The organism is Sandarakinorhabdus cyanobacteriorum, from assembly GCF_002251755.1.
Taxonomy (GTDB): Bacteria; Pseudomonadota; Alphaproteobacteria; order Sphingomonadales; family Sphingomonadaceae; genus Sandarakinorhabdus; species Sandarakinorhabdus cyanobacteriorum.
This window is the reverse complement of the sequence record NZ_NOXT01000117.1, coordinates 1-21,565: the sequence shown is the minus strand read 5'-3', so window position 1 is coordinate 21,565 and position 21,565 is coordinate 1. Positions and strand designations below refer to the sequence as shown.

The window sequence follows — 21,565 nt, the reverse complement described above, 5'->3', positions numbered from 1 at the left end:
GAATGGCCAGCGTCACCCTCCATCCGATCGGGCAGGTCCATGGCGGACGGATCGAAGCGACCGACGACGACTGGGGGGCAAGCCGCGCCGTGATCCGGCTTGATCCAGCGCGCTTCACGGCCGATGCGCTGCTCGGCCTCGATGCGTTCAGCCATGCCGAAGTGATCTTCCTGTTTGATCAGGTGACCGATGATCAGATCACCACCACGGCGCGCCACCCGCGTGGCAACCCCGATTGGCCGCGCGTGGGCATCTTTGCCCAGCGCGGCAAGAACCGGCCCAACCGGCTGGGCATCACCGTCTGCCGCATCATCGCGGTGGACGGCCTGACACTGGAAGTGGAAGGGCTTGATGCCATCGACGGCACCCCCGTGCTCGACATCAAGCCGGTGATGGCCGGATTCCTGCCGCGCGGCGATGTGCGCGAGCCTGATTGGGCCCGCGCCATCATGGCCGATTATTGGTGAAACAGCTTGGCGGTGGCCCAGGTGCCCACCGCCGCCGTGCTGCCGGTCAACACCGTGCCCCAGATCAGATCGAGCACCGTCACCTTCAGGCTCCACACCTTCAGGGTCGCATAATTGGTGAAATCATAGGTGGCATAGCAGAGGAAGCCCAGGATGGCGCCCTGCAGCGCCGCCTTGGCCACGCCCTCCGTCAGGCCCGGCCACACCGCGAAATAGACGATGCCGCCGATATAGAGGGTATAGAAGATCATTGCCGGCACCAGGCGGAAGCCGTTTTCCATCATCACCGGGCCGATTTCCGGCTTGTACAGGCGCGGCGCCATGTTGATCAGCCACACCGCATCGATGGCGGCAAAGGCGGCAAGGGTCAGGCCATAGGCAGCAAACATCTTCATCATGCCGCCGCCATAGCCGGTGTCGCAGGCGATGACACGTCAATTGACTTTGCCACCCGCCATCCGCGATGCTGTGTCGCGTGACAAACCAAGGCAGCCGGGCCAGAGCTGCCGTGTTGCTTTGGGGGACGACCATGACGGCGATGCGGAAAAGCTGGCTTTCGGCCGTGCTGGAATGGCTGCTGGTGCAGTTTTTCCGGGTCATGGGCTGGAAGGCGGTGGCGGAACGGCCGATCCCCAGGAAGGCCGTGATAATCGCGGCGCCGCACACCAGCAACTGGGATTTCGTCTATTATATCGGCCTCACCCGCGAACTGGGCATCGAAACCAGCTTCATGGCCAAGCGCCAGCTGTTCCGCTGGCCGCTGGGCAATTTCATGCGCCAGATGGGCGGCGTGGAGGTGAACCGCGAGGCCGGTGGCAATTATGTCCAGGCGATGATCGACGAGTTCAACCGGCGCGAAGATTTCCTGCTGACCATCGCACCCGAAGGCACGCGCAAATCGGTCGGCCAGTGGAAAACCGGTTTCTACCATATCGCGCTCGGCGCCAAGGTGCCGCTGATCATCGGCATGATGGATTATGCCAAGAAGACCGGCGGCCTCGGCGTCGCCTTCATGCCCACCGGCGACTATGCGGCCGACATGGCGCGGGTGGAGGAATTTTATCGCTCCACCACGCCCAAGCATCCGGACAAGGCGATGAAATCCATCGTCGCCGCCAGCGTCAAAAGCTTCGACAAGGCCGCCTGAAGACCCGACCCCATGCTGATCGATCTTGCCATCACCCTTGCCGCCGTGATCGCGCTGATGGGCGCCTGCTGGTGGGCCAGCCTGTCCATCCGCGATGTCTCATTCATCGATGCCATCTGGGCCTATGGCATGGTCTATGCCGTGGCGATCGCTGCCGTGCTGAACGGCGGGCCGGCCGGCCAGGCGGGCGTTTGGCTGGTCGCGCTGGTGGCGCTGTGGGGCCTGCGGCTGGGCACCCATCTCATCACCCGCTGGCGCCGGCTGGGTCGGGATCCGCGCTATGAGAAGATCCTGGGCCACGCGATCGACAAACAGGGCATGAGCTTTGCCAAGGCGGCCTGGGTGAGGGCCTTTGGCATGCAGGGGCCATTGCTGTGGGGCGTGTGCCTGCCGGCGCAGACGGGCGTGTTGGCCGATGATGGCGGCCCGCTGCCGTGGTGGGGCCTCGCCGGCGCGGCGGTCGCCCTCATCGGCATCGCCTTTGAAACCATCGGCGACGCCCAGCTGGAAGCCTTCCGCGCCGATCCCGCCAACAAGGGGCGGGTGATGGACAAGGGGCTGTGGCGCTACACCCGCCACCCCAATTATTTCGGCGATTTCACCGCCTGGTGGGGCATTTTCATCGTCGGGCTGGCCGCCGGGGCCCCGGTGTGGACCATCATCGGCCCGCTGTTCCTGTCCTTCACGCTCACCAAATGGTCCGGCGCGCCGATGCTGGAACACAGCCTCAAGAAACACCGGCCGGGTTATGAGGACTATATCCGCCGCACCTCCGGCTTCTTCCCGCTGCCGCCGAAAAAGGGCTGAATCACCCGGAACGAACCCGTTCGAACAGCCACACGCGCACCGCGCTTGAAAGGTTGGTGGTACGCGCCTCGTCGATTTCTGCGACCAGCGCGGCCAGCGACTTGCCCTCCGCCGCTGCCGCCTCGTTCAGGGCCTGCCAGAAGATCGGTTCCAGCGTCAGGCTGGTGGCATGGCCCTGGATGGTGAGGCTGTATTTGCGGGGGCTCATTTCAATTCCGCAAGGCAATGCCGCGGGCAAAGCCCGCGGCTGACGTCGAAGCGGTTCGGCTGGCCGGTGCGCCAGCCGCCCGCCCGGCCGCGCTTGCGCCTGTCGGCGCGCGGCCCGCGCGCTCGCGGCGCTGCGCTTCAATACATATGCTGCCCACCGTTCACCGACATCGTCGATCCGGTGATGAACCCGGCATCCTCGCTGGTGAGGAACGCCACCGCCCGGGCGATCTCGTTCGCCTGGCCCAGCCGGCCGACCGGGATCTTGGCGACGATCTTGGCCAGCACGTCGGCCGGCACCGCAGCCACCATATCGGTATCGATATAGCCCGGCGCAATCGCGTTGGCGGTGATGCCAAAGCGCGCACCTTCCTGCGCCAGCGCCTTGGTGAAGCCATGGATGCCCGATTTGGCGGCGGCATAATTGACCTGGCCATATTGGCCAGCCTGGCCGTTGATGCTGCCAATCTGCACATAACGGCCCCAGCCGCGTTCCTTCATGCCCGCGAACGTCGCCTTGGCCATGTTGAAACAGCCGCCGAGGTTGACCCGGATCACCTCGTCCCACGCCTCCCAGCTCATCTTCATCAGTGTGCCGTCGCGGGTGATGCCGGCGTTGTTGACGACGATATCGATGGGACCCAGATCAGCCGCCACCTGCGCGCAGCCATCCAGGCAGGCCTGATGATCGGCGACATTCCACTTGTAGCTCTTGATGCCGGTCTTTTCGGTGAAGGCGCGCGCCTTGTCATCGCTGCCGCCATAATTGGCCGCCACCGTCACGCCCGCATCACGCAACGCCAGGCTGATCGCCTCGCCGATGCCGCGCGTGCCACCCGTCACCACTGCCACTCGTGCCATAGCTCACCCAATGTCCGCAGCCGGGGTTGATCCCCGGACAGGCTGGCACTTTGAGCCGGAACCGCAATCGATTCAATGGGCCGAAGGGCTGAAAATCAGGCCCAGCCGGCCAGTTCGCGGCGCACGATGGCTTCCAGCATGGCCATACCGGTCTCGCCGGCATTCAGGCAGGGGATATAGGCAAAATCGCTGCCGCCGGCCTCCAGAAACTCGTCGCGGCCTTCCATCGCCACCTCTTCCAGCGTTTCCAGGCAATCGGCGGCAAAGCCGGGGCACACCACGGCGATCTTCTTCACGCCCTCCTTGGGCAGATTCAGCAGCGTGTCGTCGGTGTAGGGCTTCAACCATTCCGCCCGGCCGAAACGCGACTGAAAGGTGACCTTCACCGGCAGCCCCAGTACCGCCTGCAGCAGCCGACCGGTTTTCAGGCACTGGCAGTGATAGGGATCGCCTGCCTCCAGCGTGCGCAGCGGCATGCCGTGGAAACTGGTGACGATCAGATCGGGCACGAAATCCAACCCGGCCAGCCCATCGCGGATCGATTGCGCCAGCGCACGCACATGATCGGGATTGTCGTAATAAGGCGCCAGCGTGCGCAGCGCCGGTTGCCAGCGCATGCCCATCAGCACCCGCGCCGCCTCGTCCACCACCGTGGCATTGGTGGCAGCCGAATATTGCGGATAAAGCGGCGCGAGCAGGATGCGGTCGCAGCCGGCCTTCATCAACGCCTCCAGCCGCTCCCCGATCGACCGCGTGCCATAACGCATCGCCCAATCGACCTGCACCGCATCGCCCAGCCGGCCCTGCAGCGCCTCGGCCTGCTGGCGCGTGTAGACGGTGATGGGTGAGCCATCGGGCAGCCACACCTTGGCATAATTGGCCGCCGTGGTGCGCGGGCGGACGTTCAGGATCAACAGGTTGAGGATTGGCCGCCAGATCCACTGCGGAATCTCGATCACACGCGGGTCCGACAGGAATTCGCGCAGGAAGCGCCGCACCGAAGGCACATCCGGCGCATCGGGCGACCCCAGATTGACCAGCAGCACACCCACGCGCCCAGCCTTCACCGGCACGTGATCGGCTGGCAGCGCCAGCGGCGGCAGGTTCATGGGGCCGCTCATGCCGGGAACAGCGGCAGCGACTGCCAGCGCTTGCCCGTGGCAGCGGCGAGCGCATTGGCCACGGCCGGCGCAATCGGCGGCGTGCCGGGTTCGCCGATGCCACCGGGATCGGCATCGGACGCAATGATTTCAACCTCGATCTCGGGACAGTCGGCCATGGTGATCAGTGGATAGGCGTGGAAATTGTCTTGCTCCACCACGCCTTGGGCAAAACTGATGCGGCCGAACAGCGCGGCCGACAGGCCATAGATGATGCCGCCTTCGATCTGGGCCGTCACCGTATCCGGGTTGATCACCCGGCCACAGTCCACCGCCGCCCACACCCGCGTCACCTGCGGGCGGCCCTGCGGCGGCACCACCACCTCGGCAATCTGGGCGACAATGCTGCCAAAGCTTTCGACCAGCGCGATCCCGCGCGCCGTCACCGGCTGGCCAGCCTCCCCCTCATCACGGCCCAGCGGCCCGCCCATTTCCAGCACGGTGCGCAGCACGGCGGCATGGCGCGGCCTGTCCTTCAACATCGCCAGCCGGAAGGCGCCCGGATCAGCCTTGGCCGCCAGCGCCAGTTCATCAACAAAGCGCTCGACGATGAAACCGGTGAAACTGTGCCCCACGCTGCGCCAGAAACCCAGCGGCGCGGTGCAATCGGCCAGCACATGGCTCACGCGGCAATTGGGAATGGCATAAGGCAGTTCCACCGCGCCTTCGATGGCGCCCGCCCCCGCCGACGGCCGGCCCATCAGACTGCCCACGTTGCGCCCGGCAAAGGCGGTGCCCACATCCGGCACGGCGATGGCACAATTCCACGCGGTGATCCCGGCCGGCGTGGCACTGCCGTGCAGGCGGGCGGCCACGGCGGGGCGATACATGTCGTGGCCGAAATCCTCTTCGCGGCTCCAGATCAATTGCACCGGCCGGCCAACCCGCTGGGCGATGATCGCGGCCTGGGCACAGGCATCGCCTTCCACCTTGCGGCCGAAACCACCACCGATCAGCGTGGGGTGCACCACCACATCATCAGCATCGATATCCAGCGCCGCCGCCACCGCCCGCGCGGCCAGGCTGGCGCTCTGCGTCGGGGCCCAGATTTCGGCGCCATCGTCGGTGATGCGCGCCGTGGCCGTCATCGGCTCCAGGCAGGCATGGGCCAGGAACGGCAGGCTATAGTCAGCGGTCACCACGCCCGGACCGGCCAGTTTCCCGGCCACATCTCCATCCTCGCGCACCACCTTGCCGATCTGGCCGGTCGGAGCAAAACCCTTGCCACCACTTTGCAAACCGGCCTTCACTGCGGCCTCCAGCCAGGGGCCGGGGGCATTGTCCACCGCGGTCCAGCGCGGTTTGGCGGTCGCCAGATGGCGTTGCGCTGCAAACCAGCTGTCGCCCACACAGGCAATGAAGTCCGGGCCGTCAACCCAGGTCAGTCCGCGGGGCGGCGGCGGGCAATCACAACTGTCCAGCCGCGCCCCGGCGGGCGCCTGGCGGATCGCAGCATAGGCCAGGCCCGGCAGCCGCACATCAATGCCAAAGCGCGCCGATCCATCCACCTTGCCCGGCACATCCAGCCGCATCACCGGTTCCCCGGCCAACAGCCGGCGGGTGCGCAGCGGCGGATCATCGGGCGCGTCAGCGGGATCGACCGCGCCGATGATGGCATGAAATGGCAGGCGATTGGCCTTGTAGGTGACAAAGCCGCCAGCCGTGTCACACTCTGTCCAGTCCACATCCCAGCGGCGGGCGGCCGCCTTCACCAGCATCACGCGGGCCGCGGCCCCGGCCACGCGGAGCGGCATTTCCCAGCCTCGCACGCTGTTCGATCCGCCGGTGATCTGGAATTCCAGCAGCCGCCCCAGTTGCCGCCCGGCGCCCAGCACCAGGCTGCGCATCGGCTCGGTCAGGCCGGTGGCCGGCCCCAGCGCCAGGCCGGGATTGGCATAATCCGGGCCCAGTGGCGCCGGTTCCACTGCCACCGTCCGCCAATCGGCACCCAGTTCATCGGCCACGATCTGGGCCAGCGCCGACCAGATGCCCTGGCCCATTTCGGCCTGGGCCACCGCCACCGTCACCCGGCCATCGGCGGCAATCTTCACATAGGCGTTGAGCAGCGCCTCGCCCTCGCCGGCGGCCCAGTTGAAGCGGCGGGCGCGCGGCCACAGCCCCCAGCCAACAGCCAGCCCCGCCCCCGCCACCGCCGCGATCAGCAGGTTGCGGCGGGTCAGGCCGGCACGAAGCCGGCCAGACGGGCGGGAGGGAGGCGGCATGGCGGGCGGGGTTCGGTTCAGGCGAGTTGGCCCAGCAGATGCTCGGCCGACGACACGCCAAAGGCGCCCGGCGGCTCGATGTTCAGTCCGGTGACCGTGCCATCCTTGACGATCATCGAAAAGCGCTGGCCGCGCAGGCCCATGCCGAAATTGCTGCCATCAAAGGTGAGGCCCAGCGCCTTGGAGAAATCGCCATTGCCATCGGCGATCATCGTCACCTTGCCGTCAACGCCGGCCGATTTGCCCCAGGCCGCCATCACGAAGGCATCGTTGACCGACACGCAGACAATCTCGTCCACGCCCTTGGCGGCCAGCGCTTCGGCATTGTCGACATAGCCGGGCAGATGCCGGGCCGAGCAGGTGGGGGTGAAGGCGCCGGGCACCGAAAACAGCGCCACGGTGCGGCCATTAAACAGATCGGCCGTGCTGAGCGGTGCCGGGCCATCGGCCGTGGCCTTGATCAGGGTCATTGCCGGAACCTTGTCGCCAACATTGATGCTCATCGGGGCTCTCCTGCATGGGGCGCCGGGACCATGATTGCCGGGCGCGATTGCCGTTCTTCCCTAGCCTTGCCCCCCTCATCCGTCCAGCGCGCCTTGTCCGGGCCGTGGGCATAATCAGAGGAGTGCGCGGGTGCCGCGTTGCCGCGTCAGCGGCCGCGCCTTATGCTGGCGATGTGGAAACGCCTCCCTTCCTGTCCGGCCAGCTGCTGCTGTCCATGCCCGGCATCGGTGATGACCGGTTTGACCGCACGGTGATCGCCATGTGCCTGCACGATGACCAGGGCGCGCTGGGGCTGGTGGTCAACAAGCCGATGCCCGATCTCACCCTGCACGGCCTGCTCGACCAGCTCGACATCGCGCCCGGTGCCGCCGCCGATGTGCCGGTGCTGGCCGGCGGCCCGGTGGAACCGGGGCGCGGCTTCGTGCTGCACGAGGCCGATTATGCCGCCGCCGGTACCATCCAGGTCGGCAGCGCCTGGGCCTTCACCTCCACGCTCGACATCCTGCACGCCATCACCCGCGGCGAAGGCCCGCGGCGCTGGCACATGCTGCTGGGCTATGCCGGCTGGGGCGCGGGGCAACTGGATGGCGAAATGCGCCAGCACGGCTGGCATCTCGCCCCCGGCGATGCCGCCACCGTGTGGGATGTGGCGCCCGATCGCCGCTGGGAACGCGCCTTCGCCCTGACCGGCGTGGCGGTGGCCAATCTGGTCGCCACACCCGGCCGGGCCTGAGAGTGGATCACCCCATCACGAAGGCATTCAGCTTGTTGCCATCCGGATCGCGGAAATAGCCGGCGTAAAAACCCGAATCGCCGCGCGGGCCGGGCGGGCCTTCGCAGGTGCCGCCATTGGCCAGGGCCAGCGCGTGAATGCGGTCCACCTGGGCGCGGTCCTTCGCTTCGAGCGCGACCATCACGCCATTGCCGACACTGGCCGGGTTGCCATCAAACGGTTTGGTGGCCGCAATGCCGGCCGGGCCGTTCATCGTGCCCCACGCAATGAAATTGTCGAACTCCATCATGCGCCCCGTGCCAAGCTCGGCGGCGATCGGATCATAGAATCGCGCGGCCCGCGCAATGTCGTTGGTGCCCACGGTAACGTAACCGATCATCTCGTCCTCCTTGCTGAGAACACGAACATATCAGGAACAATTGCGAGTCGCCACACGGAATCCACCATCCGGCTTGCACAGGCGCTGCCAAGCCGTTATGGGCCGCGCTTCGCATGAACCGGACCGCCTGGCCACAAGGGCTGCCATGGCGGTTCTTGATGCGTCTTTCGGCATGGTGCCGATGAAGGAGACCGAAATGCCCAAGATGAAGACCAAGAGCGGGGTCAAGAAGCGCTTCAAGATCACCGCCTCGGGCAAGATCAAGCATGGTGTGGCCGGCAAGCGCCACCGCCTGATCAGTCACAACAGCAAGTATATTCGTCAGAATCGCGGCACCGAAGTGCTGGCGAAGGCCGATACCGCCCGGGTGCACGCCTGGGCGCCCTATGGCCTGAAGTAAGGAGGCACATCCATGCGTATCAAACGTGGTGTGACCACCCGCGCCAAGCACAAGCGCATTCTCGACGCCGCCAAGGGCTTTTACGGCCGCCGCAAGAACACCATCCGCATTGCCAAGCAGGCGGTGGAGAAGGCCGGCCAATACGCCTATCGCGACCGCAAGGTGAACAAGCGCAATTTCCGCGCCCTGTGGATCCAGCGCATCAACGCCACCGTGCGCGAAGAAGGCCTGACCTATTCGCAGTTCATGAACGGCGTGAAGCTGGTTGGCCTGGAGCTGGACCGCAAGGTGATGGCCGATCTGGCCATGAACCAGCCGGAAAGCTTTACCGCCATCATCGGCCAGGTGAAGGCCGCTCTTGAGGCGAAGGCCGCGTAAACCGCGCAGCCAAGACAGCTGAAAGGGGCGCGCGCCTTCACGGGCGCGCGCCCTTTTTGCGTTTCATGATCCCAGACAGGCCCCGATGATGACAGACACCAGCCAGTTGCAGGCCGACCTGCTCGCCCAGATCGCCGCCGCCGATACGCCCGATGCGCTGGAAGCCGTGCGCGTCGCCGCCATGGGCAAGCAGGGCCAGGTCACCCAGTTGCTGAAGACCCTGGGCGGCATGAGCCCCGAAGACCGCGCCGTGGCCGGCCCGGCCTTCAACGGCCTGCGCGAAGCCATCACCGCAGCGCTGGCCGCGAAAAAGGCCGCGCTGGACGAGGCGGCGCTGAATGCCAAGCTGGCCGCCGAGAAGCAGGACATGACCCTGCCGGTCAGCCTGCCGGCCACCGGCACCATCCACCCGATTTCCCAGGTGATGGACGAGCTGGCCGGAATCTTCGCCGATCTGGGCTTCGCCGTGGCAAGCGGGCCGGAGATCGAGGACGACTGGCACAATTTCACCGCGCTCAACATCCCGGAAAGCCATCCGGCGCGCGCAATGCACGACACGTTCTACATCGATGGCCAGCCCAACATGGTGCTGCGCACCCACACCAGCCCGGTGCAGATCCGCACCATGGTGGGGCAGAAGCCGCCCATTCGCATCATTGCGCCGGGCCGCGTCTATCGCAGCGATTCCGATGCCACCCACACGCCGATGTTCCACCAGATCGAAGGCCTGGTGATCGACAAGGGCATCACGCTGGCGCACCTCAGGTGGACGCTGGAAACCTTCATCAAGGCCTTTTTCGAGGTCGATGATGTCGTGCTGCGCTTCCGCCCTAGCTATTTCCCGTTCACCGAACCGTCGGTGGAGGTCGATGTTGGCTACTCAGCCAAGACCGGCAAGCCGGCCGGACAGGGCCAGGTGGACAAGTGGCTGGAGGTGCTGGGCAGCGGCATGGTCCACCCACGCGTGATCGCCGCCTGTGGGCTGGATCCCAACGAGTGGCAGGGTTTTGCCTTTGGCACCGGGGTCGATCGCCTCGCCATGCTGAAATATGGCCTCACCGATCTGCGCGCCTTCTTCGATGGCGATATCAAGTGGCTGAAGCACAATGGCTTCTCCGCTTTTGACCTGCCCTCCATTTCTGCCGGAGCAACCCCGTGAAGTTCACCCTGTCCTGGCTGAAGGATCATCTCGAGACCACGGCCAGCGTCGCCGAGATCGCCGACGCGCTGACCCGCTGTGGCCTTGAGGTGGAAGGCATCGAGAACCCGGCCGAAGCACTTGGCGCCTTCACCATCGCCCATGTGCTGACGGCGGAGCGCCACCCGCAAGCCGACAAGCTGCAGGTGCTCAGTGTCGACACCGGCGGCGGCACCCCCGTGCAGGTGGTGTGCGGCGCGCCCAACGCCCGCGCCGGCATGAAGGGCGTGTTTGGCGCGCCCGGCACCTTTGTGCCCGGCAGCGGCATCACCCTGAAGGTGGCGGCCATCCGCGGCGTCGAATCGAAGGGCATGATGTGCTCCATGCGCGAGCTCGAGCTGTCCGAGGAACATGACGGCATCATCGCCCTGCCCGACGATGCACCGGTGGGCGCGCGCTATGTCGATTGGGCCGGCCTGAATGACCCGGTGTTCGATATCGCCATCACGCCCAACCGCCAGGAATGCCTCGGCGTGCTCGGCATTGCGCGCGACTTGGCCGCGGCGGGCGTTGGCACGCTGAAGGCCCGCACGATTGCGCCGGTCGCGGGCTCGTTCCCGATGCCGCGCCCGATCACCATCGCGGATGAAGAAGGCTGCCCCGCCTTCGCCGGCCGGGTGGTGCGCGGTGTGACCAACGGCCCGTCGCCCGATTGGCTGCAACGCCGGTTGCGCGCCGTGGGCCTGCGCCCGATCTCGGCGCTGGTCGACATCACCAACTTCCTGTCCATCGACAGTGGCCGGCCGCTGCACGTCTATGACGTGGCCAAGCTCAACGGCGGCCTCACCGCCCGCCGCGCCCGTGCCAGCGAAACCGTGCTGGCCCTCAATGGCAAGACCTATGCGCTCGACGAGACCATGACCGTGATCGCCGATGATGCAGAGGTGCACGACATTGGCGGCATCATGGGCTGCGAGCACAGCGGCTGTTCGGAAGCCACCACCGAGGTGCTGATCGAGGCGGCCTATTTCACCCCCGAACGCATCGGCGCCACCGGCCGCAAGCTGGGCATCAACAGCGACGCCCGCGCCCGCTTCGAACGCGGGGTAGATCCCGAGCTCGTCGTCCCTGGCCTCGAGCTGGCGACACGGATGGTGCTTGATTTGTGCGGCGGCGAGCCGTCTGACATGGTGCTGGCCGGCAGCATTCCCGACACCGCGCGCAGCATCGCCTATCGCCCGTCGCGGGTTGCCGGCCTGGCCGGGCTGGATGTGGCCGAAGACGAACAGGCGGCCATCCTCACCCGCCTCGGCTTTGGCGTGACGCGTGGCGATCTGTGGCAGGTCTCCGTCCCGTCGTGGCGGCGCGATGTTGATGGCGAGGCGGATCTGGTCGAGGAGGTGGTGCGCATCCACGGCCTTGATCTGGTGCCCTCCACCCCGCTGCCGCGCGCCGCGGGCGTTGCCGCCCCCACCGCCACCCCGTTGCAGCGCACGCAGCGCCGCCTGCGCCGGGCGCTGGCCGCACGCGGCCTCGATGAAGCCATCACCTGGAGCTTCCTGCCCCCGGCCGAGGCCGAGGCCTTTGGCGGCGCCGCGCACAGCCTCGCCAATCCCATTTCGGCCGACATGGCCGCGATGCGCCCCAGCCTGCTGCCCGGCCTGCTCTCCGCTGCCGCCCGCAACATGGCGCGTGGGCTGGCATCGGTGCGGCTGTTCGAATTGGGCCAGCGTTACCTGGCCGATGCCGAACGGCCGACCGCCGCGATCCTGCTGGCCGGTGAAGCCCGTGGCCGTGACTGGCGCACCGGCCCGGCCACCAAGCCCGACGCCTATGACGCCAAGGCCGAAGCGCTGGCGGCGCTGGCGGCGCTGGGCGCCCCGGTGCAACGGCTTCAGGTGGCAGCGCCGGCAGACGGCTGGTGGCATCCGGGCCGCGCTGGCCGGCTGGTGCTGGGCAAGGTCGCTCTGGCCGATTTCGGCATCATCCACCCGCGCACCTCGGCCCAGTTTGATGTGAAGGGTCCGGTCGCCGCCGTCGAACTCTATCTCGATGCGCTGCCGCCGCGCAGCCGCAAGCGTGACCCGTGGGCGCCCAGCCCGCTGCTGCCGCTCACCCGCGACTTCGCCTTCGTGGTGGACGAAGGCCTGGCCGCCGACAGCCTGATCCGCGCCGTGGCCGGTGCCGCCAAGGCGCTGATCAGCAATGTCAGCCTGTTTGACCGCTATGCCGGCCCCGGCGTGGCGGCGGGCAAGATCAGCCTGGCCGTGGAAATCACCCTGCAGCCGACCACCGCCACCCTGACCGATGCCGATATCGAGGCGGTGTCGGCCAAGGTGGTGGCGGCCGCGGCCAAGCTGGGCGCGGTGCTGCGCGGATAACGCGCCCCCTTTCCCTCATGGGGCGCAATGCCCTATGGGGGAGGGGAGCGGGCACCCTGGCCCCGCATAGCCTGTCCCGGAGCCAATGGCCCCCTTTCCCTGGCTGGATGCCGGCATCATCGCCGGCCTGATCCTGCTCAACGGCTTTTTCGCCATGTCGGAACTGGCCATCGTGTCCGCACGCCGGCCACGCCTGCGCGGCCTTGCCGACCGGGGATCAAGCGGGGCGAAGGCGGCGCTGGCGCTGGCCGAGGATCCGGGCAAATTCCTGTCGGGCGTCCAGATCGGCATCACGCTGGTCGGCATCATCAACGGCGCCTATTCCGGCGCGACGCTGGCGCTGCCGGTGGGTGACCGGCTGGCGGCGCTGTTCGGCCTGCCCGCTGATGCCGCCGAGGAACTGGGCTTTGCCGTTGTCATCGTCATCGCCACCTATCTCTCGCTGATCGTCGGCGAGCTGGTGCCCAAACAGTTCGCGCTGCGCAGCCCGGAAGCCATCGCGGCGCGCGTCGCCCCGATCATGGCGATGTTTGCGAGGGCCACGACACCCTTTGTCTGGCTGCTCGATCACAGCAGCCGGGCGGTGTTCCGCCTGCTGGGCCAGAGCCGCGATGCCGATCAATCGGTGACGGAGGAAGAACTGCGTTCCGTGGTCGCCGATGCCACCAGCGCCGGGGTGATCGAGGCCGAGGAAAGCCAGATGATATCGGGCATCATGCGCCTGGCCGATCGGCGGGTGCGCGGCGTGATGACCCCACGCGGCGAGATTGACTGGATCGATGCCGACGCGACCGATGCCGATGTGCGCGCCCAGCTGGCCACCACCCCGCACAGCCGGCTGCTGGTGGCGCGCGGCGGTGTGGACGAGATCATCGGCGTGCTGCAGGCCCGCGATGTGGTGCAGGCCCTGATCGAAGGCCGGCCGCTTGATCTGGCGGCGCTGGCCCGCCCCGCTCCGGTGCTGCCCGATGTGCTGGATGCCGTCGATGCCCTCACCGCGCTGCGCGATGCCGATATCCCGATGGCGCTGGTGCATGATGAATATGGCCATTTCGAAGGCATCGTCACGCCATCCGATCTGCTCGCCGCCATTGCCGGCGTGTTCCGCAGCGATGTCGATGATGCCAATGATCCGCCCGCCGTGGAGCGCGATGATGGCAGCTGGCTGATTTCGGGCAGCCTGCCGGCGGATGAACTGGCCGACCGGCTGGGCCTGACCCTGCCCGACACCGGCGATTATGACACGGTGGCTGGCCTGGCGCTGGAACAGCTGCAGCATCTGCCGGTGACGGGCGAGCGTTTCGCCCTGGGCGACTGGCAGTTCGAGATCATCGACATGGACGGCCGCAAGATCGACAAGCTGCTCGCCAGCCGCCGCAGCGACGGGCCGACGATCCTGCCGTAAGGCTGGGGTGGCGCGAGCTGCTTCGCACCAGACCCGAATTCATTCGCGCAACAGCCCAAATCCGCTCATGTCGAGCTTGTCGAGGCACGCACCGCGCTTGGTCGGTGCCTCGACAAGCTCGGCATGAGCGGGGCTGGCAAGGCTGCGGCAGTGATCAGCCGGCCGCGCCGGCGATCCACGGCTGCTCGGCCGCCAGCCGGGCTTCGTGGGCGGCAATCGCGTCGCCCATGCCCATCGTCAGGCCGATCTCGTCCAGCCCGTTCACCAGGCAATGCTTGCGGAACGGGTCCATCGGGAATTCGAACCGGTCCTGAAACGGCGTCGTCACCACCTGGTTTTCCAGATCGATGGTGATCGGCTGGCCTTCGCGCGCCACCTCCAGCAGCCGGTCCACCGCCGCCTGCGGCAGGGTCACCAGCAACAGCCCGTTCTTGAAGGCGTTGCCGGCAAAGATATCGGCAAAGCCCGGCGAGATCACCACGCGGATGCCCAGATCGGCCAGCGCCCAGGGCGCATGTTCGCGGCTGGAACCGCAGCCGAAATTGTGCCCGGCGATCAGGATCGGCGCGCCGGCGTTCTGGTCGAACACATTGTCCGGATTTTCACGCAGCGCCGCAAAGGCACCCTTGCCCAGCCCGGCGCGGGTGATGGTTTTCAGATAACGCGCCGGAATGATCACATCGGTGTCGATGTTGGCAGCGCCAAACGGAATCGCCTGGCCGGACAGGGTGGTGAAGGCTTGCATGACGAAACGCCTTTGCATGGCCAGCGCCCCCGAGGCAATGCCCGCTTTCACGTCGCGGCAGACGAGCCTAAAAGAACCCATGGCCCAGCATCTCTACCTCGTCGACGGCAGCAGCTTCATCTTCCGCGCCTATCACCGGCTGCCGCCGTTGACCGATCCCAACGGCACGCCGGTCGGCGCCGTCTATGGCTTCACCGCCATGCTGTGGAAGCTGATCGCCGAACTCAACAAGGCCGAAGCCCCGACCCATCTGGCCGTCGTGCTCGATGCCGGCAGCCACACCTTCCGCAATGACATGTACGATCAGTACAAGGCCAACCGCCCGCCGGCGCCGGAAGATCTGATCCCGCAATTCCCGCTGATCCGTGATGCGGTGCGCGCCTTTTCGGTGCCCTGTTTCGAGCAGAAGGGCGTGGAGGCGGACGACATCATCGCCAGCTATGCCCTGGCCGCCCGCGCCGCCGGCATGAATGTCACCATCGTTTCATCGGACAAGGATCTGATGCAGCTGGTGGCCCCCGGCATCAACCTGCTCGACACGATGAAGAACCAGGTGATCGACCGCGCCGAGGTGATCGAGAAGTTCGGCGTGCCGCCCGAACAGGTGGGCGAGGTGCTGGCCCTGATGGGCGACACCGCCGACAATATCCCCGGCGTGAAGGGCGTGGGGCCGAAGACCGCCGCCGATCTGATCCGCGATTATGGCAGCGTCGAAGGCGTGATCGCCAATATCGAGGCAATCAAGAAGCCCAAGCTGAAGGAAACGCTCGCCGCATCGGTGGAGATGGCGCGCCTGAGCCGCGAGCTGGTGCGGTTGAAGGATGACCTGCCGCTGCCCGCCCCATTGGACGAACTGACCCTGAAGGAGCCGCCGCACGAGCCACTGGCCGCCTTCCTGAAAAAGCACGGCTTTCGCGCCATGCTGGCCAAGCTGGGCAGCACCGGGTCCAGCGGCCCGGCGCCCGACACGCACCGGCCGTCGACTGCCGCGGTGCCGGATGATGATGTGGCCTTCACCCACGCCGATTATGAATGCGTGACCAGCATGGACCGGCTGGACTGGTGGCTGGCGCAATGCGCGGGCACGGGTGCCTTTGCCATCGACACCGAAACCACCAGCACCGATCAGATGCGCGCCGATCTCGTCGGCATCAGCCTGGCCTATGCGCCGGGCAAGGCCTGTTACATCCCGGTGGCCCACGGCACCGGCGACGGCATGTTTGCCGAGCGTCCGCCGCAGCTGGCGATGGCAGACGTGATTGCGCGGTTGAACCCGCTGCTCGCCGATCCGTCGCTGCTCAAGATCGGCCACAATCTCAAATATGATCTGATCGTGCTCAGGCGCCACGGTGTGCCGGTGCTGGCGCCCTATGACGACACGATGCTGTTGAGCTATGCGCTCGATGCCGGGCGCTGGAACCATGGCATGGATGATCTGTCGTCCCGCCACCTCGGCCACACGCCGATTGCCTACAAGGATGTGGCCAAGGGGCTGAAAAGCTTTGCCGAGGTCGATTTGCGCAAGGCCACCGACTATGCCGCCGAGGATGCCGATGTGACGCTGCGGCTGTGGCAGGGCTTCCGCCGCCGGCTGTGGAAGGAGCAGGTGACCCAAATCCACGAGACCGTGGACCGGCCGCTGCTGCCGGTGATCGCGCGGATGGAAATGGCCGGCATCAAGGTGGACCGCAGCGAACTGGCCCGCCTGTCTGCCCTCTATGAGGCCGAGATCAACCGGCTGGAGGGCGAGATCCATGAACTGGCCGGCGGGCCGTTCACCATCGGCAGCCCCAAGCAGCTGGGCGAAATCCTGTTCGACAAGCTCGGCTACAAGGGCGGCAAGAAGGGCAAGACCGGGGCCTGGACGACCGACGCCAGCGAACTGGAACGGCTGGCGGAAGAGGGCGCGCCGATTGCCCAGCGCGTGCTCGACTGGCGGCAGCATTCAAAGCTGAAATCCACCTACACCGATGCGCTGCAGGCGCAGATCAACCCGCAGACCGACCGGGTCCACACCAACTTCCATTTGGCTGCCACGTCGACCGGGCGATTGAGCAGCAACGACCCCAATCTGCAGAATATCCCGATCCGCACCGAACTGGGCCGCCGCATCCGCCATGCCTTCGTGGCGGCGCCGGGCAATGTGATCATGGCGGCCGACTATAACCAGATCGAACTGCGGCTGGTCGCCCATATCGCCGATGTGCCGGAACTGAAGGCGGTCTATGCCGCGGGCGAGGATGTCCACGCGCTCACCGCCCGCGAGGTGTTCGGCCATGTCGACCGTGACACCCGCGCCCGCGCCAAGACGATCAACTTCTCCATCATCTACGGCATTTCCGCCTTCGGCCTGGCCCAGCGCCTCGGCATCGATCGCGGCGAGGCCGCCCGTTATATCGAGCTTTATTTCAGCCGCTTCCCCGGCATCCGCAACTATATGGCCGAAACCATCGCCTTCGCGAAGGATGCCGGTTTCGTGACGACCCTGTTTGGCCGCAAGTGCCATGCGCCGCTGATCACGTCCAAAAACCAGGGCGAGCGCGCCTTTGCCGAACGCGCCGTCGTCAACGCCCGCGTGCAGGGCACCGCGGCCGACATCATCAAGCGCGCCATGGTGCAGATGCCAGCAGCGCTCGCCGCCGCCGGCCTGTCGGGCACGAAGATGCTGCTGCAGGTGCACGACGAACTCGTGTTCGAAGTGCCGGAGGCGGAGGCGGAAGCGGCCAAACCGGTGATCCGCGCCGTGATGGAGAACGCCCACCGCCCGCTGGTGGACCTCTCCGTGCCGCTGGGGGTGGAGATTGGCCAGGGCGTGTCGTGGGGGGATGCGCACTGACCAGCAATTCGGGTCATGCTGGCGCTGGCCAGCATGACAGCAACTGCTCAGCCCGCCAGCCCCTGCCCCCCATCCACTCCAGCATCGCCGCGTTGACCGGCCCCGGCGCTTCCTGCTGCACCCAGTGCGAGACGCCCGGAAAGCGCACCAGCGTGAAATCCCGGACATGCGGAGCATAGCCTTCGGTCAGCTTCACATCGAGGGCCGTGTCCTCCTCCCCCCACAGCATGAGGGTCGGAACTTCAATGGGCGCACTCGTCTCGTCGAGAATGCCCAGATTGGCGCGGTAGTAATTGATCATGGCGGTGAGCGCGCCGGGGATCAGGGCGTTCTGGCGATAATGGTCGAGCACGTCGGGCGGAAAGGCGCTCTTGTCCACCGCCATGTTCTTGAACGCATTGGCGATACCCTCCGCCCGGCGCTGGCGCAGCATCACCTCCGGCAGCCAGGGGATCTGGAAGAAGGCGACATACCAGCTCTTCAACCGCTGCGGCCAATAATGGCGGATCAGATCGCGAAACACCGTGGGGTGCGGCACGTTCATGATGATCAGGCCATCCAGCGGCACGGCGCGGCGCATCGCCACCACCCAGGCAATCACCGCGCCCCAGTCATGCGCCACCAGCAAGCGCCGCCGGGCCCCAGCCGCGTCGAACATGCCCACCACATCATCAACGAGATGATCGATGTGATAGGCCGCCTTCCCCACCGGCCGGCTCGACCCGCCATAGCCGCGCAAGTCCGGCGCCACCGCCCGCCAGCCGGCATCGGCCAGCACCGGCAACTGGTGCCGCCAGGAAAAGCGCGATTCGGGAAAGCCGTGCAGGCACAGCGCCACGTCGGGCCCCTCACCCGCGACATCGCAGGCGAAGTCCAACCCGTTGGCGTGCAGCAGCATCAGGCGTTGAAATTCAGCTTCAAGCCCGGCCGCGGCCAGCGGCACTTGGCCAGCTTGCCGGTGGTGGACAGGCACACCCAGGCATCCATCATGTCATCGCCGCCAAAACAGATGTTGGTGGTGAGCAGATCCGGGAAGGCGAAAAACTCCTGCGCGCCCGTCACCGGATCAATGCTGGTCACCCCGGCATTCTCGATCAGCGTCGCCTGCGCGATATTGCCGTTCGCCTCGATGGCGAGCGAATCGAGATAGGTCTTGTTGGCCCAGGTCGTCACAAACCGCCCCGGCACCGCCGGCAGCGCTTCCGGTGCCAGAACGCCCGGCGCCACAATCTCGAACGCCAGCACCACGCGGCGGCTGGTGGAGGCGGCGTAAACGCATCTGCCATCCGGGCTCAGCCCCACCCCGTTCAGATCGGGCCCGTGGATCAGCCGGGTGATCTTCGACCCATCGGGCAGGGCGTAAAACAGCCCGCCGGCATCGGTGTGGTGATCGAAATGCTTGCCCAGATCGGTGAAATAAAAGCCGCCATGCGCATCGAACACGATGTCGTTCGGCCCCGACAGCTTGTGGCCATCGCAACTGTCATACAGGCGTGTCACCGCGCCGGTGGCGATATCGATCCGTTCGATCCGCCCGGTGGTATAATCCTTCGCCGCATTGCCCGGCAGCAGGATGCCGTCCTGCTCATACCAGTCAAAGCCGCCGTTGTTGCACACGTAAAGCGCACCATCCGGCCCCACCGCCATGCCGTTGGGCCCGCCACCCGGCTCGGCAACGGTCTCCTTGCGGCCATCGGGGTGGATGCGGGTGATGCGGCCCGGGCGAATTTCCACCACCAGCACGCTGCCATCGGCCATCGCCACCGGTCCTTCCGGAAAGCCCAGCCCGTCGGCCACGATCTCGTGCGGATAAAATCCCGTCATGCTGCATTCTCCCCTGATGTTTTGCGCATGGTGGCGCGTCGGGCATCCTCACGCAATCACGGCAATTGAACAGGGCTGGCCGGCATGCCAAATCTGCGCCCCAGGGAGGCACGCGCATGTTTTCAGACCGGATCATCGGCCAGGTCGTTGCCGTCAGCGCTGGGCAGATGCAGCTGGCGATCGACACAGCCGCCGCCGCCCGCCTGAAATCTGATGCCGATGCCGTGCTCGCCTCCACCGGCATGCTGGGCAGCCTGATCAAGGTGGAAAGCCAGGGCCTCTATGTCATCGGCACGCTGCGCACCATTGAACAACAGGGCGGCATCAGCATCGGCATGGTCGATCTGGTGGGTGAGGCCGATATCGGCCCCGATGGCCGCATCGGCAGCTTCCGCCGTGGTGTCGGCACCTATCCGCGCGCCGGCGACCCTGCGCTGCCCACCGACAGCATTGAGACCGCCCGGGTGTTTTCCGGCGACGAACGCCCGCACATCCAGGTCGGCATCGTCTATCCCACCGGCCAGGTGCGCGCCGCGCTCTATTATGATCTGTTCCTGTCCAAGAATTTCGCCATCGTCGGCTCCACCGGCACCGGCAAATCCACCGCCACCGCGCTGATCCTGCACCGCATCATCGAACAGGCGCCGGAAGGCCATGTCGTGATGATCGATCCGCACGGCGAATATGCCCGCGCCTTCGCCGATACCGGCATGGTCTATAACGTCGACAATCTCGAGCTGCCCTATTGGCTGCTGAACTTCGAGGAACATTGCGAGGTGCTGCTCACCAGCGAGGGCGCCGCCTATGAAACCGATCGCGACATCCTCGCCCGCTGCCTCCAGGTGGCGCGGTCCAAATCCATCCACGCCGCGCCACAGCTCACCATCACCACCGACACGCCCATCCCCTATCTGCTCGCCGTGCTGATGGACACGCTGAACAGCGAGATGGGCAAGATTTCCGAAGGCCAGAACGCCACCAACTATCTGCGCATCAAGGGCAAGCTGGAACAGATCATGCGCGATCCGCGCACCCAGTTCATGTTCGATCGACGCTATTCCACCGACAATATGGCCGATTTCATCGGCCGCATCCTGCGCCTGCCGGTCGAAGGCCGCCCGATCTCGGTCATCGATCTGTCGGGCGTGCCCACCAGCGTCGTCAACGCCGTGGTGTCCGTGCTCAGCCGCATCGTCTTCGATTTCGCCGTCTGGTCGCGCACCGAACGCCGCCGCCCGGTGGTGCTGGTGTGCGAGGAAGCCCATCGCTACATCCCGTCGCGCACCATTTCCAAGCAGAGCCCGGTGCGCGACGTGCTGGAACGCATCGCCAAGGAAGGCCGCAAATATGGCGTGTCGCTGGGCCTCGTCACCCAGCGCCCATCCGATCTGGCCGAAGGCGCCCTGTCCCAATGCGGCACCATCGTCTCGCTGCGGCTCAACAACGAACGCGACCAGAATTTCGTCCGCAACGCCCTGCCCGAAGGCGGCCGCAGCCTGATCGAAGCCATCCCGGCGCTGCGCAACCGCGAATGCATCATCTCCGGCGAAGGCGTCGCCGCCCCGATCCGCGTCCGCCTCGACGAACTGGAAACCCACCGCCGCCCGGCCAGCGACGATCCGGTGTTCAGCCAGCTGTGGGTGAAAACCGGCGATGATGAGGAGATGCTGAAGCGGGTGATCACCCGCTGGCGGATGAATTCGCGCTGAGGGGGGGGCGGTGGCGCGCGCAGCGCGACGGAGGGGCGTCTCAANGCGCGACGGAGGGGCGTCTCAAGATCCTCCCCCTCTGGGGGAGGTGCCCGAAGGGCGGAGGGGGCCGCGGGCCCGCGCTCTGGCCCTTGCGGCCGCAGCCGGCGGCAAAGCCGCCGAGTCTGCTGAGGGTGGAAAGAGAAAGGAAAAGGAAGAGCGCGGCAGAGCCGCAATGCCTGCCCCGGACTTGTGTGGGCGGGTTGGAGTAGCGTGTCTGCAC

Annotated in this window: 21 protein-coding genes; 11 read left to right on the top strand and 10 right to left on the bottom strand. The window is 66.4% G+C overall.

Features of this window, described 5'->3' with window-relative positions:
- Positions 1 to 2 precede the first annotated feature (2 nt).
- Positions 3 to 467, top strand: coding sequence for an SAM-dependent methyltransferase (locus tag CHU93_RS11940; RefSeq protein ID WP_094474342.1), 465 nt, complete (start codon positions 3 to 5; stop codon positions 465 to 467).
- On the opposite strand, the gene CHU93_RS11935 is transcribed toward CHU93_RS11940, so the two are convergent.
- Positions 458 to 865: a DUF2177 family protein gene (locus CHU93_RS11935; protein WP_086115818.1), complete on the bottom strand. Its 408-nt coding sequence runs from the start codon at positions 863 to 865 to the stop codon at positions 458 to 460. The genes CHU93_RS11940 and CHU93_RS11935 overlap by 10 nt on opposite strands.
- Positions 866 to 996: 131 nt before the next feature.
- On the opposite strand from CHU93_RS11935, the gene CHU93_RS11930 reads away from it, so the two are divergent.
- Positions 997 to 1,614 carry a lysophospholipid acyltransferase family protein gene (locus CHU93_RS11930; protein ID WP_094474340.1) on the top strand — a complete coding sequence of 206 codons (618 nt, stop codon included), beginning with the start codon at positions 997 to 999 and terminating at the stop codon, positions 1,612 to 1,614.
- A 12-nt stretch (positions 1,615 to 1,626) separates the two neighbouring features.
- The gene (locus tag CHU93_RS11925; protein WP_094474338.1) at positions 1,627 to 2,421 is read left to right on the top strand and encodes a DUF1295 domain-containing protein; all 795 of its coding nucleotides are present in this window, start codon (positions 1,627 to 1,629) and stop codon (positions 2,419 to 2,421) included.
- Position 2,422: 1 nt separating this feature from the next.
- Here CHU93_RS11925 and CHU93_RS11920 read toward each other — a convergent pair whose 3' ends face one another.
- The 5 genes from CHU93_RS11920 to CHU93_RS11900 all read right to left on the bottom strand — a co-directional run bounded on the left by CHU93_RS11920 (position 2,423) and on the right by CHU93_RS11900 (position 7,374).
- Positions 2,423 to 2,629, bottom strand: coding sequence for a ribbon-helix-helix domain-containing protein (locus CHU93_RS11920; protein ID WP_094474336.1), 207 nt, complete (start codon positions 2,627 to 2,629; stop codon positions 2,423 to 2,425).
- A gap of 137 nt (positions 2,630 to 2,766) precedes the next feature.
- Positions 2,767 to 3,489 (bottom strand): acetoacetyl-CoA reductase, encoded by a 723-nt coding sequence (phbB, locus tag CHU93_RS11915; protein ID WP_094474334.1) that lies wholly within the window; start codon positions 3,487 to 3,489, stop codon positions 2,767 to 2,769.
- A 95-nt stretch (positions 3,490 to 3,584) separates the two neighbouring features.
- Positions 3,585 to 4,610 (bottom strand): ferrochelatase, encoded by a 1,026-nt coding sequence (gene hemH, locus CHU93_RS11910; protein ID WP_094474333.1) that lies wholly within the window; start codon positions 4,608 to 4,610, stop codon positions 3,585 to 3,587.
- Positions 4,607 to 6,871 (bottom strand): xanthine dehydrogenase family protein molybdopterin-binding subunit, encoded by a 2,265-nt coding sequence (locus CHU93_RS11905; RefSeq protein WP_094474331.1) that lies wholly within the window; start codon positions 6,869 to 6,871, stop codon positions 4,607 to 4,609. The genes hemH and CHU93_RS11905 overlap by 4 nt, the downstream gene beginning before the upstream one ends.
- Before the next feature lie 17 nt (positions 6,872 to 6,888).
- Positions 6,889 to 7,374 (bottom strand): peroxiredoxin, encoded by a 486-nt coding sequence (locus CHU93_RS11900; RefSeq protein ID WP_094474329.1) that lies wholly within the window; start codon positions 7,372 to 7,374, stop codon positions 6,889 to 6,891.
- A 173-nt stretch (positions 7,375 to 7,547) separates the two neighbouring features.
- Here CHU93_RS11900 and CHU93_RS11895 point away from each other — a divergent pair, with 173 nt between their 5' ends.
- Positions 7,548 to 8,108, top strand: coding sequence for a YqgE/AlgH family protein (locus tag CHU93_RS11895; protein ID WP_094474375.1), 561 nt, complete (start codon positions 7,548 to 7,550; stop codon positions 8,106 to 8,108).
- 7 nt (positions 8,109 to 8,115) lie between these two features.
- Here CHU93_RS11895 and CHU93_RS11890 read toward each other — a convergent pair whose 3' ends face one another.
- Positions 8,116 to 8,487, bottom strand: coding sequence for a VOC family protein (locus CHU93_RS11890; protein WP_086115810.1), 372 nt, complete (start codon positions 8,485 to 8,487; stop codon positions 8,116 to 8,118).
- A gap of 196 nt (positions 8,488 to 8,683) precedes the next feature.
- On the opposite strand from CHU93_RS11890, the gene rpmI reads away from it, so the two are divergent.
- The 5 genes from rpmI to CHU93_RS11865 all read left to right on the top strand — a co-directional run bounded on the left by rpmI (position 8,684) and on the right by CHU93_RS11865 (position 14,189).
- Positions 8,684 to 8,887 carry a 50S ribosomal protein L35 gene (gene rpmI / locus CHU93_RS11885; RefSeq protein WP_094474373.1) on the top strand — a complete coding sequence of 68 codons (204 nt, stop codon included), beginning with the start codon at positions 8,684 to 8,686 and terminating at the stop codon, positions 8,885 to 8,887.
- Between the two features lie 12 nt (positions 8,888 to 8,899).
- Positions 8,900 to 9,265, top strand: coding sequence for a 50S ribosomal protein L20 (gene rplT / locus CHU93_RS11880; protein WP_094474328.1), 366 nt, complete (start codon positions 8,900 to 8,902; stop codon positions 9,263 to 9,265).
- An 88-nt stretch (positions 9,266 to 9,353) separates the two neighbouring features.
- Positions 9,354 to 10,424, top strand: a complete 1,071-nt coding sequence (gene pheS / locus CHU93_RS11875; protein ID WP_094474372.1) for a phenylalanine--tRNA ligase subunit alpha — start codon at positions 9,354 to 9,356, stop codon at positions 10,422 to 10,424.
- Complete coding sequence (pheT, locus tag CHU93_RS11870; RefSeq protein WP_094474326.1) at positions 10,421 to 12,784, top strand: phenylalanine--tRNA ligase subunit beta; 2,364 nt, start codon at positions 10,421 to 10,423, stop codon at positions 12,782 to 12,784. The genes pheS and pheT overlap by 4 nt, the downstream gene beginning before the upstream one ends.
- An 85-nt stretch (positions 12,785 to 12,869) precedes the next feature.
- Positions 12,870 to 14,189 (top strand): hemolysin family protein, encoded by a 1,320-nt coding sequence (locus CHU93_RS11865; RefSeq protein WP_094474324.1) that lies wholly within the window; start codon positions 12,870 to 12,872, stop codon positions 14,187 to 14,189.
- 154 nt (positions 14,190 to 14,343) lie between these two features.
- On the opposite strand, the gene leuD is transcribed toward CHU93_RS11865, so the two are convergent.
- A complete protein-coding gene (gene leuD, locus CHU93_RS11860) occupies positions 14,344 to 14,934 on the bottom strand; it encodes a 3-isopropylmalate dehydratase small subunit (protein ID WP_094474322.1) in 591 nt (196 codons plus the stop codon).
- Positions 14,935 to 15,013: 79 nt separating this feature from the next.
- Here leuD and polA point away from each other — a divergent pair, with 79 nt between their 5' ends.
- Complete coding sequence (gene polA, locus CHU93_RS11855; RefSeq protein ID WP_094474320.1) at positions 15,014 to 17,770, top strand: DNA polymerase I; 2,757 nt, start codon at positions 15,014 to 15,016, stop codon at positions 17,768 to 17,770.
- A 13-nt stretch (positions 17,771 to 17,783) separates the two neighbouring features.
- Here the strand turns inward: polA and CHU93_RS11850 are convergent, their stop codons facing one another.
- A complete protein-coding gene (locus CHU93_RS11850; protein ID WP_094474370.1) occupies positions 17,784 to 18,668 on the bottom strand; it encodes an alpha/beta fold hydrolase in 885 nt (294 codons plus the stop codon).
- Entirely contained in the window at positions 18,668 to 19,594 is a 927-nt protein-coding gene (locus tag CHU93_RS11845) for an SMP-30/gluconolactonase/LRE family protein (RefSeq protein ID WP_094474318.1), read from the bottom strand. Before CHU93_RS11845 ends, CHU93_RS11850 begins: the two co-directional genes overlap by 1 nt.
- 116 nt (positions 19,595 to 19,710) lie before the next feature.
- On the opposite strand from CHU93_RS11845, the gene CHU93_RS11840 reads away from it, so the two are divergent.
- The gene (locus CHU93_RS11840) at positions 19,711 to 21,303 is read left to right on the top strand and encodes an ATP-binding protein (protein ID WP_094474316.1); all 1,593 of its coding nucleotides are present in this window, start codon (positions 19,711 to 19,713) and stop codon (positions 21,301 to 21,303) included.
- Positions 21,304 to 21,565 lie beyond the last annotated feature (262 nt).

Bases quoted from the DNA above. Each gene is read 5' to 3' on its own strand.
- leuD (WP_094474322.1), bottom strand. From the start codon at position 14,934: ATGCAAGCCTTCACCACCCTGTCCGGCCAGGCGATTCCGTTTGGCGCT.
- CHU93_RS11840 (WP_094474316.1), top strand. From the start codon at position 19,711: ATGTTTTCAGACCGGATCATCGGCCAGGTCGTTGCCGTCAGCGCTGGG.
- CHU93_RS11845 (WP_094474318.1), bottom strand. From the start codon at position 19,594: ATGACGGGATTTTATCCGCACGAGATCGTGGCCGACGGGCTGGGCTTT.
- CHU93_RS11905 (WP_094474331.1), bottom strand. From the start codon at position 6,871: ATGCCGCCTCCCTCCCGCCCGTCTGGCCGGCTTCGTGCCGGCCTGACC.
- CHU93_RS11940 (WP_094474342.1), top strand. From the start codon at position 3: ATGGCCAGCGTCACCCTCCATCCGATCGGGCAGGTCCATGGCGGACGG.
- CHU93_RS11925 (WP_094474338.1), top strand. From the start codon at position 1,627: ATGCTGATCGATCTTGCCATCACCCTTGCCGCCGTGATCGCGCTGATG.
- CHU93_RS11900 (WP_094474329.1), bottom strand. From the start codon at position 7,374: ATGAGCATCAATGTTGGCGACAAGGTTCCGGCAATGACCCTGATCAAG.
- CHU93_RS11920 (WP_094474336.1), bottom strand. From the start codon at position 2,629: ATGAGCCCCCGCAAATACAGCCTCACCATCCAGGGCCATGCCACCAGC.
- phbB (WP_094474334.1), bottom strand. From the start codon at position 3,489: ATGGCACGAGTGGCAGTGGTGACGGGTGGCACGCGCGGCATCGGCGAG.
- rpmI (WP_094474373.1), top strand. From the start codon at position 8,684: ATGCCCAAGATGAAGACCAAGAGCGGGGTCAAGAAGCGCTTCAAGATC.
- pheS (WP_094474372.1), top strand. From the start codon at position 9,354: ATGACAGACACCAGCCAGTTGCAGGCCGACCTGCTCGCCCAGATCGCC.
- CHU93_RS11930 (WP_094474340.1), top strand. From the start codon at position 997: ATGACGGCGATGCGGAAAAGCTGGCTTTCGGCCGTGCTGGAATGGCTG.
- CHU93_RS11850 (WP_094474370.1), bottom strand. From the start codon at position 18,668: ATGCTGCTGCACGCCAACGGGTTGGACTTCGCCTGCGATGTCGCGGGT.
- polA (WP_094474320.1), top strand. From the start codon at position 15,014: ATGGCCCAGCATCTCTACCTCGTCGACGGCAGCAGCTTCATCTTCCGC.
- hemH (WP_094474333.1), bottom strand. From the start codon at position 4,610: ATGAGCGGCCCCATGAACCTGCCGCCGCTGGCGCTGCCAGCCGATCAC.
- rplT (WP_094474328.1), top strand. From the start codon at position 8,900: ATGCGTATCAAACGTGGTGTGACCACCCGCGCCAAGCACAAGCGCATT.
- CHU93_RS11935 (WP_086115818.1), bottom strand. From the start codon at position 865: ATGATGAAGATGTTTGCTGCCTATGGCCTGACCCTTGCCGCCTTTGCC.
- CHU93_RS11865 (WP_094474324.1), top strand. From the start codon at position 12,870: ATGGCCCCCTTTCCCTGGCTGGATGCCGGCATCATCGCCGGCCTGATC.
- CHU93_RS11890 (WP_086115810.1), bottom strand. From the start codon at position 8,487: ATGATCGGTTACGTTACCGTGGGCACCAACGACATTGCGCGGGCCGCG.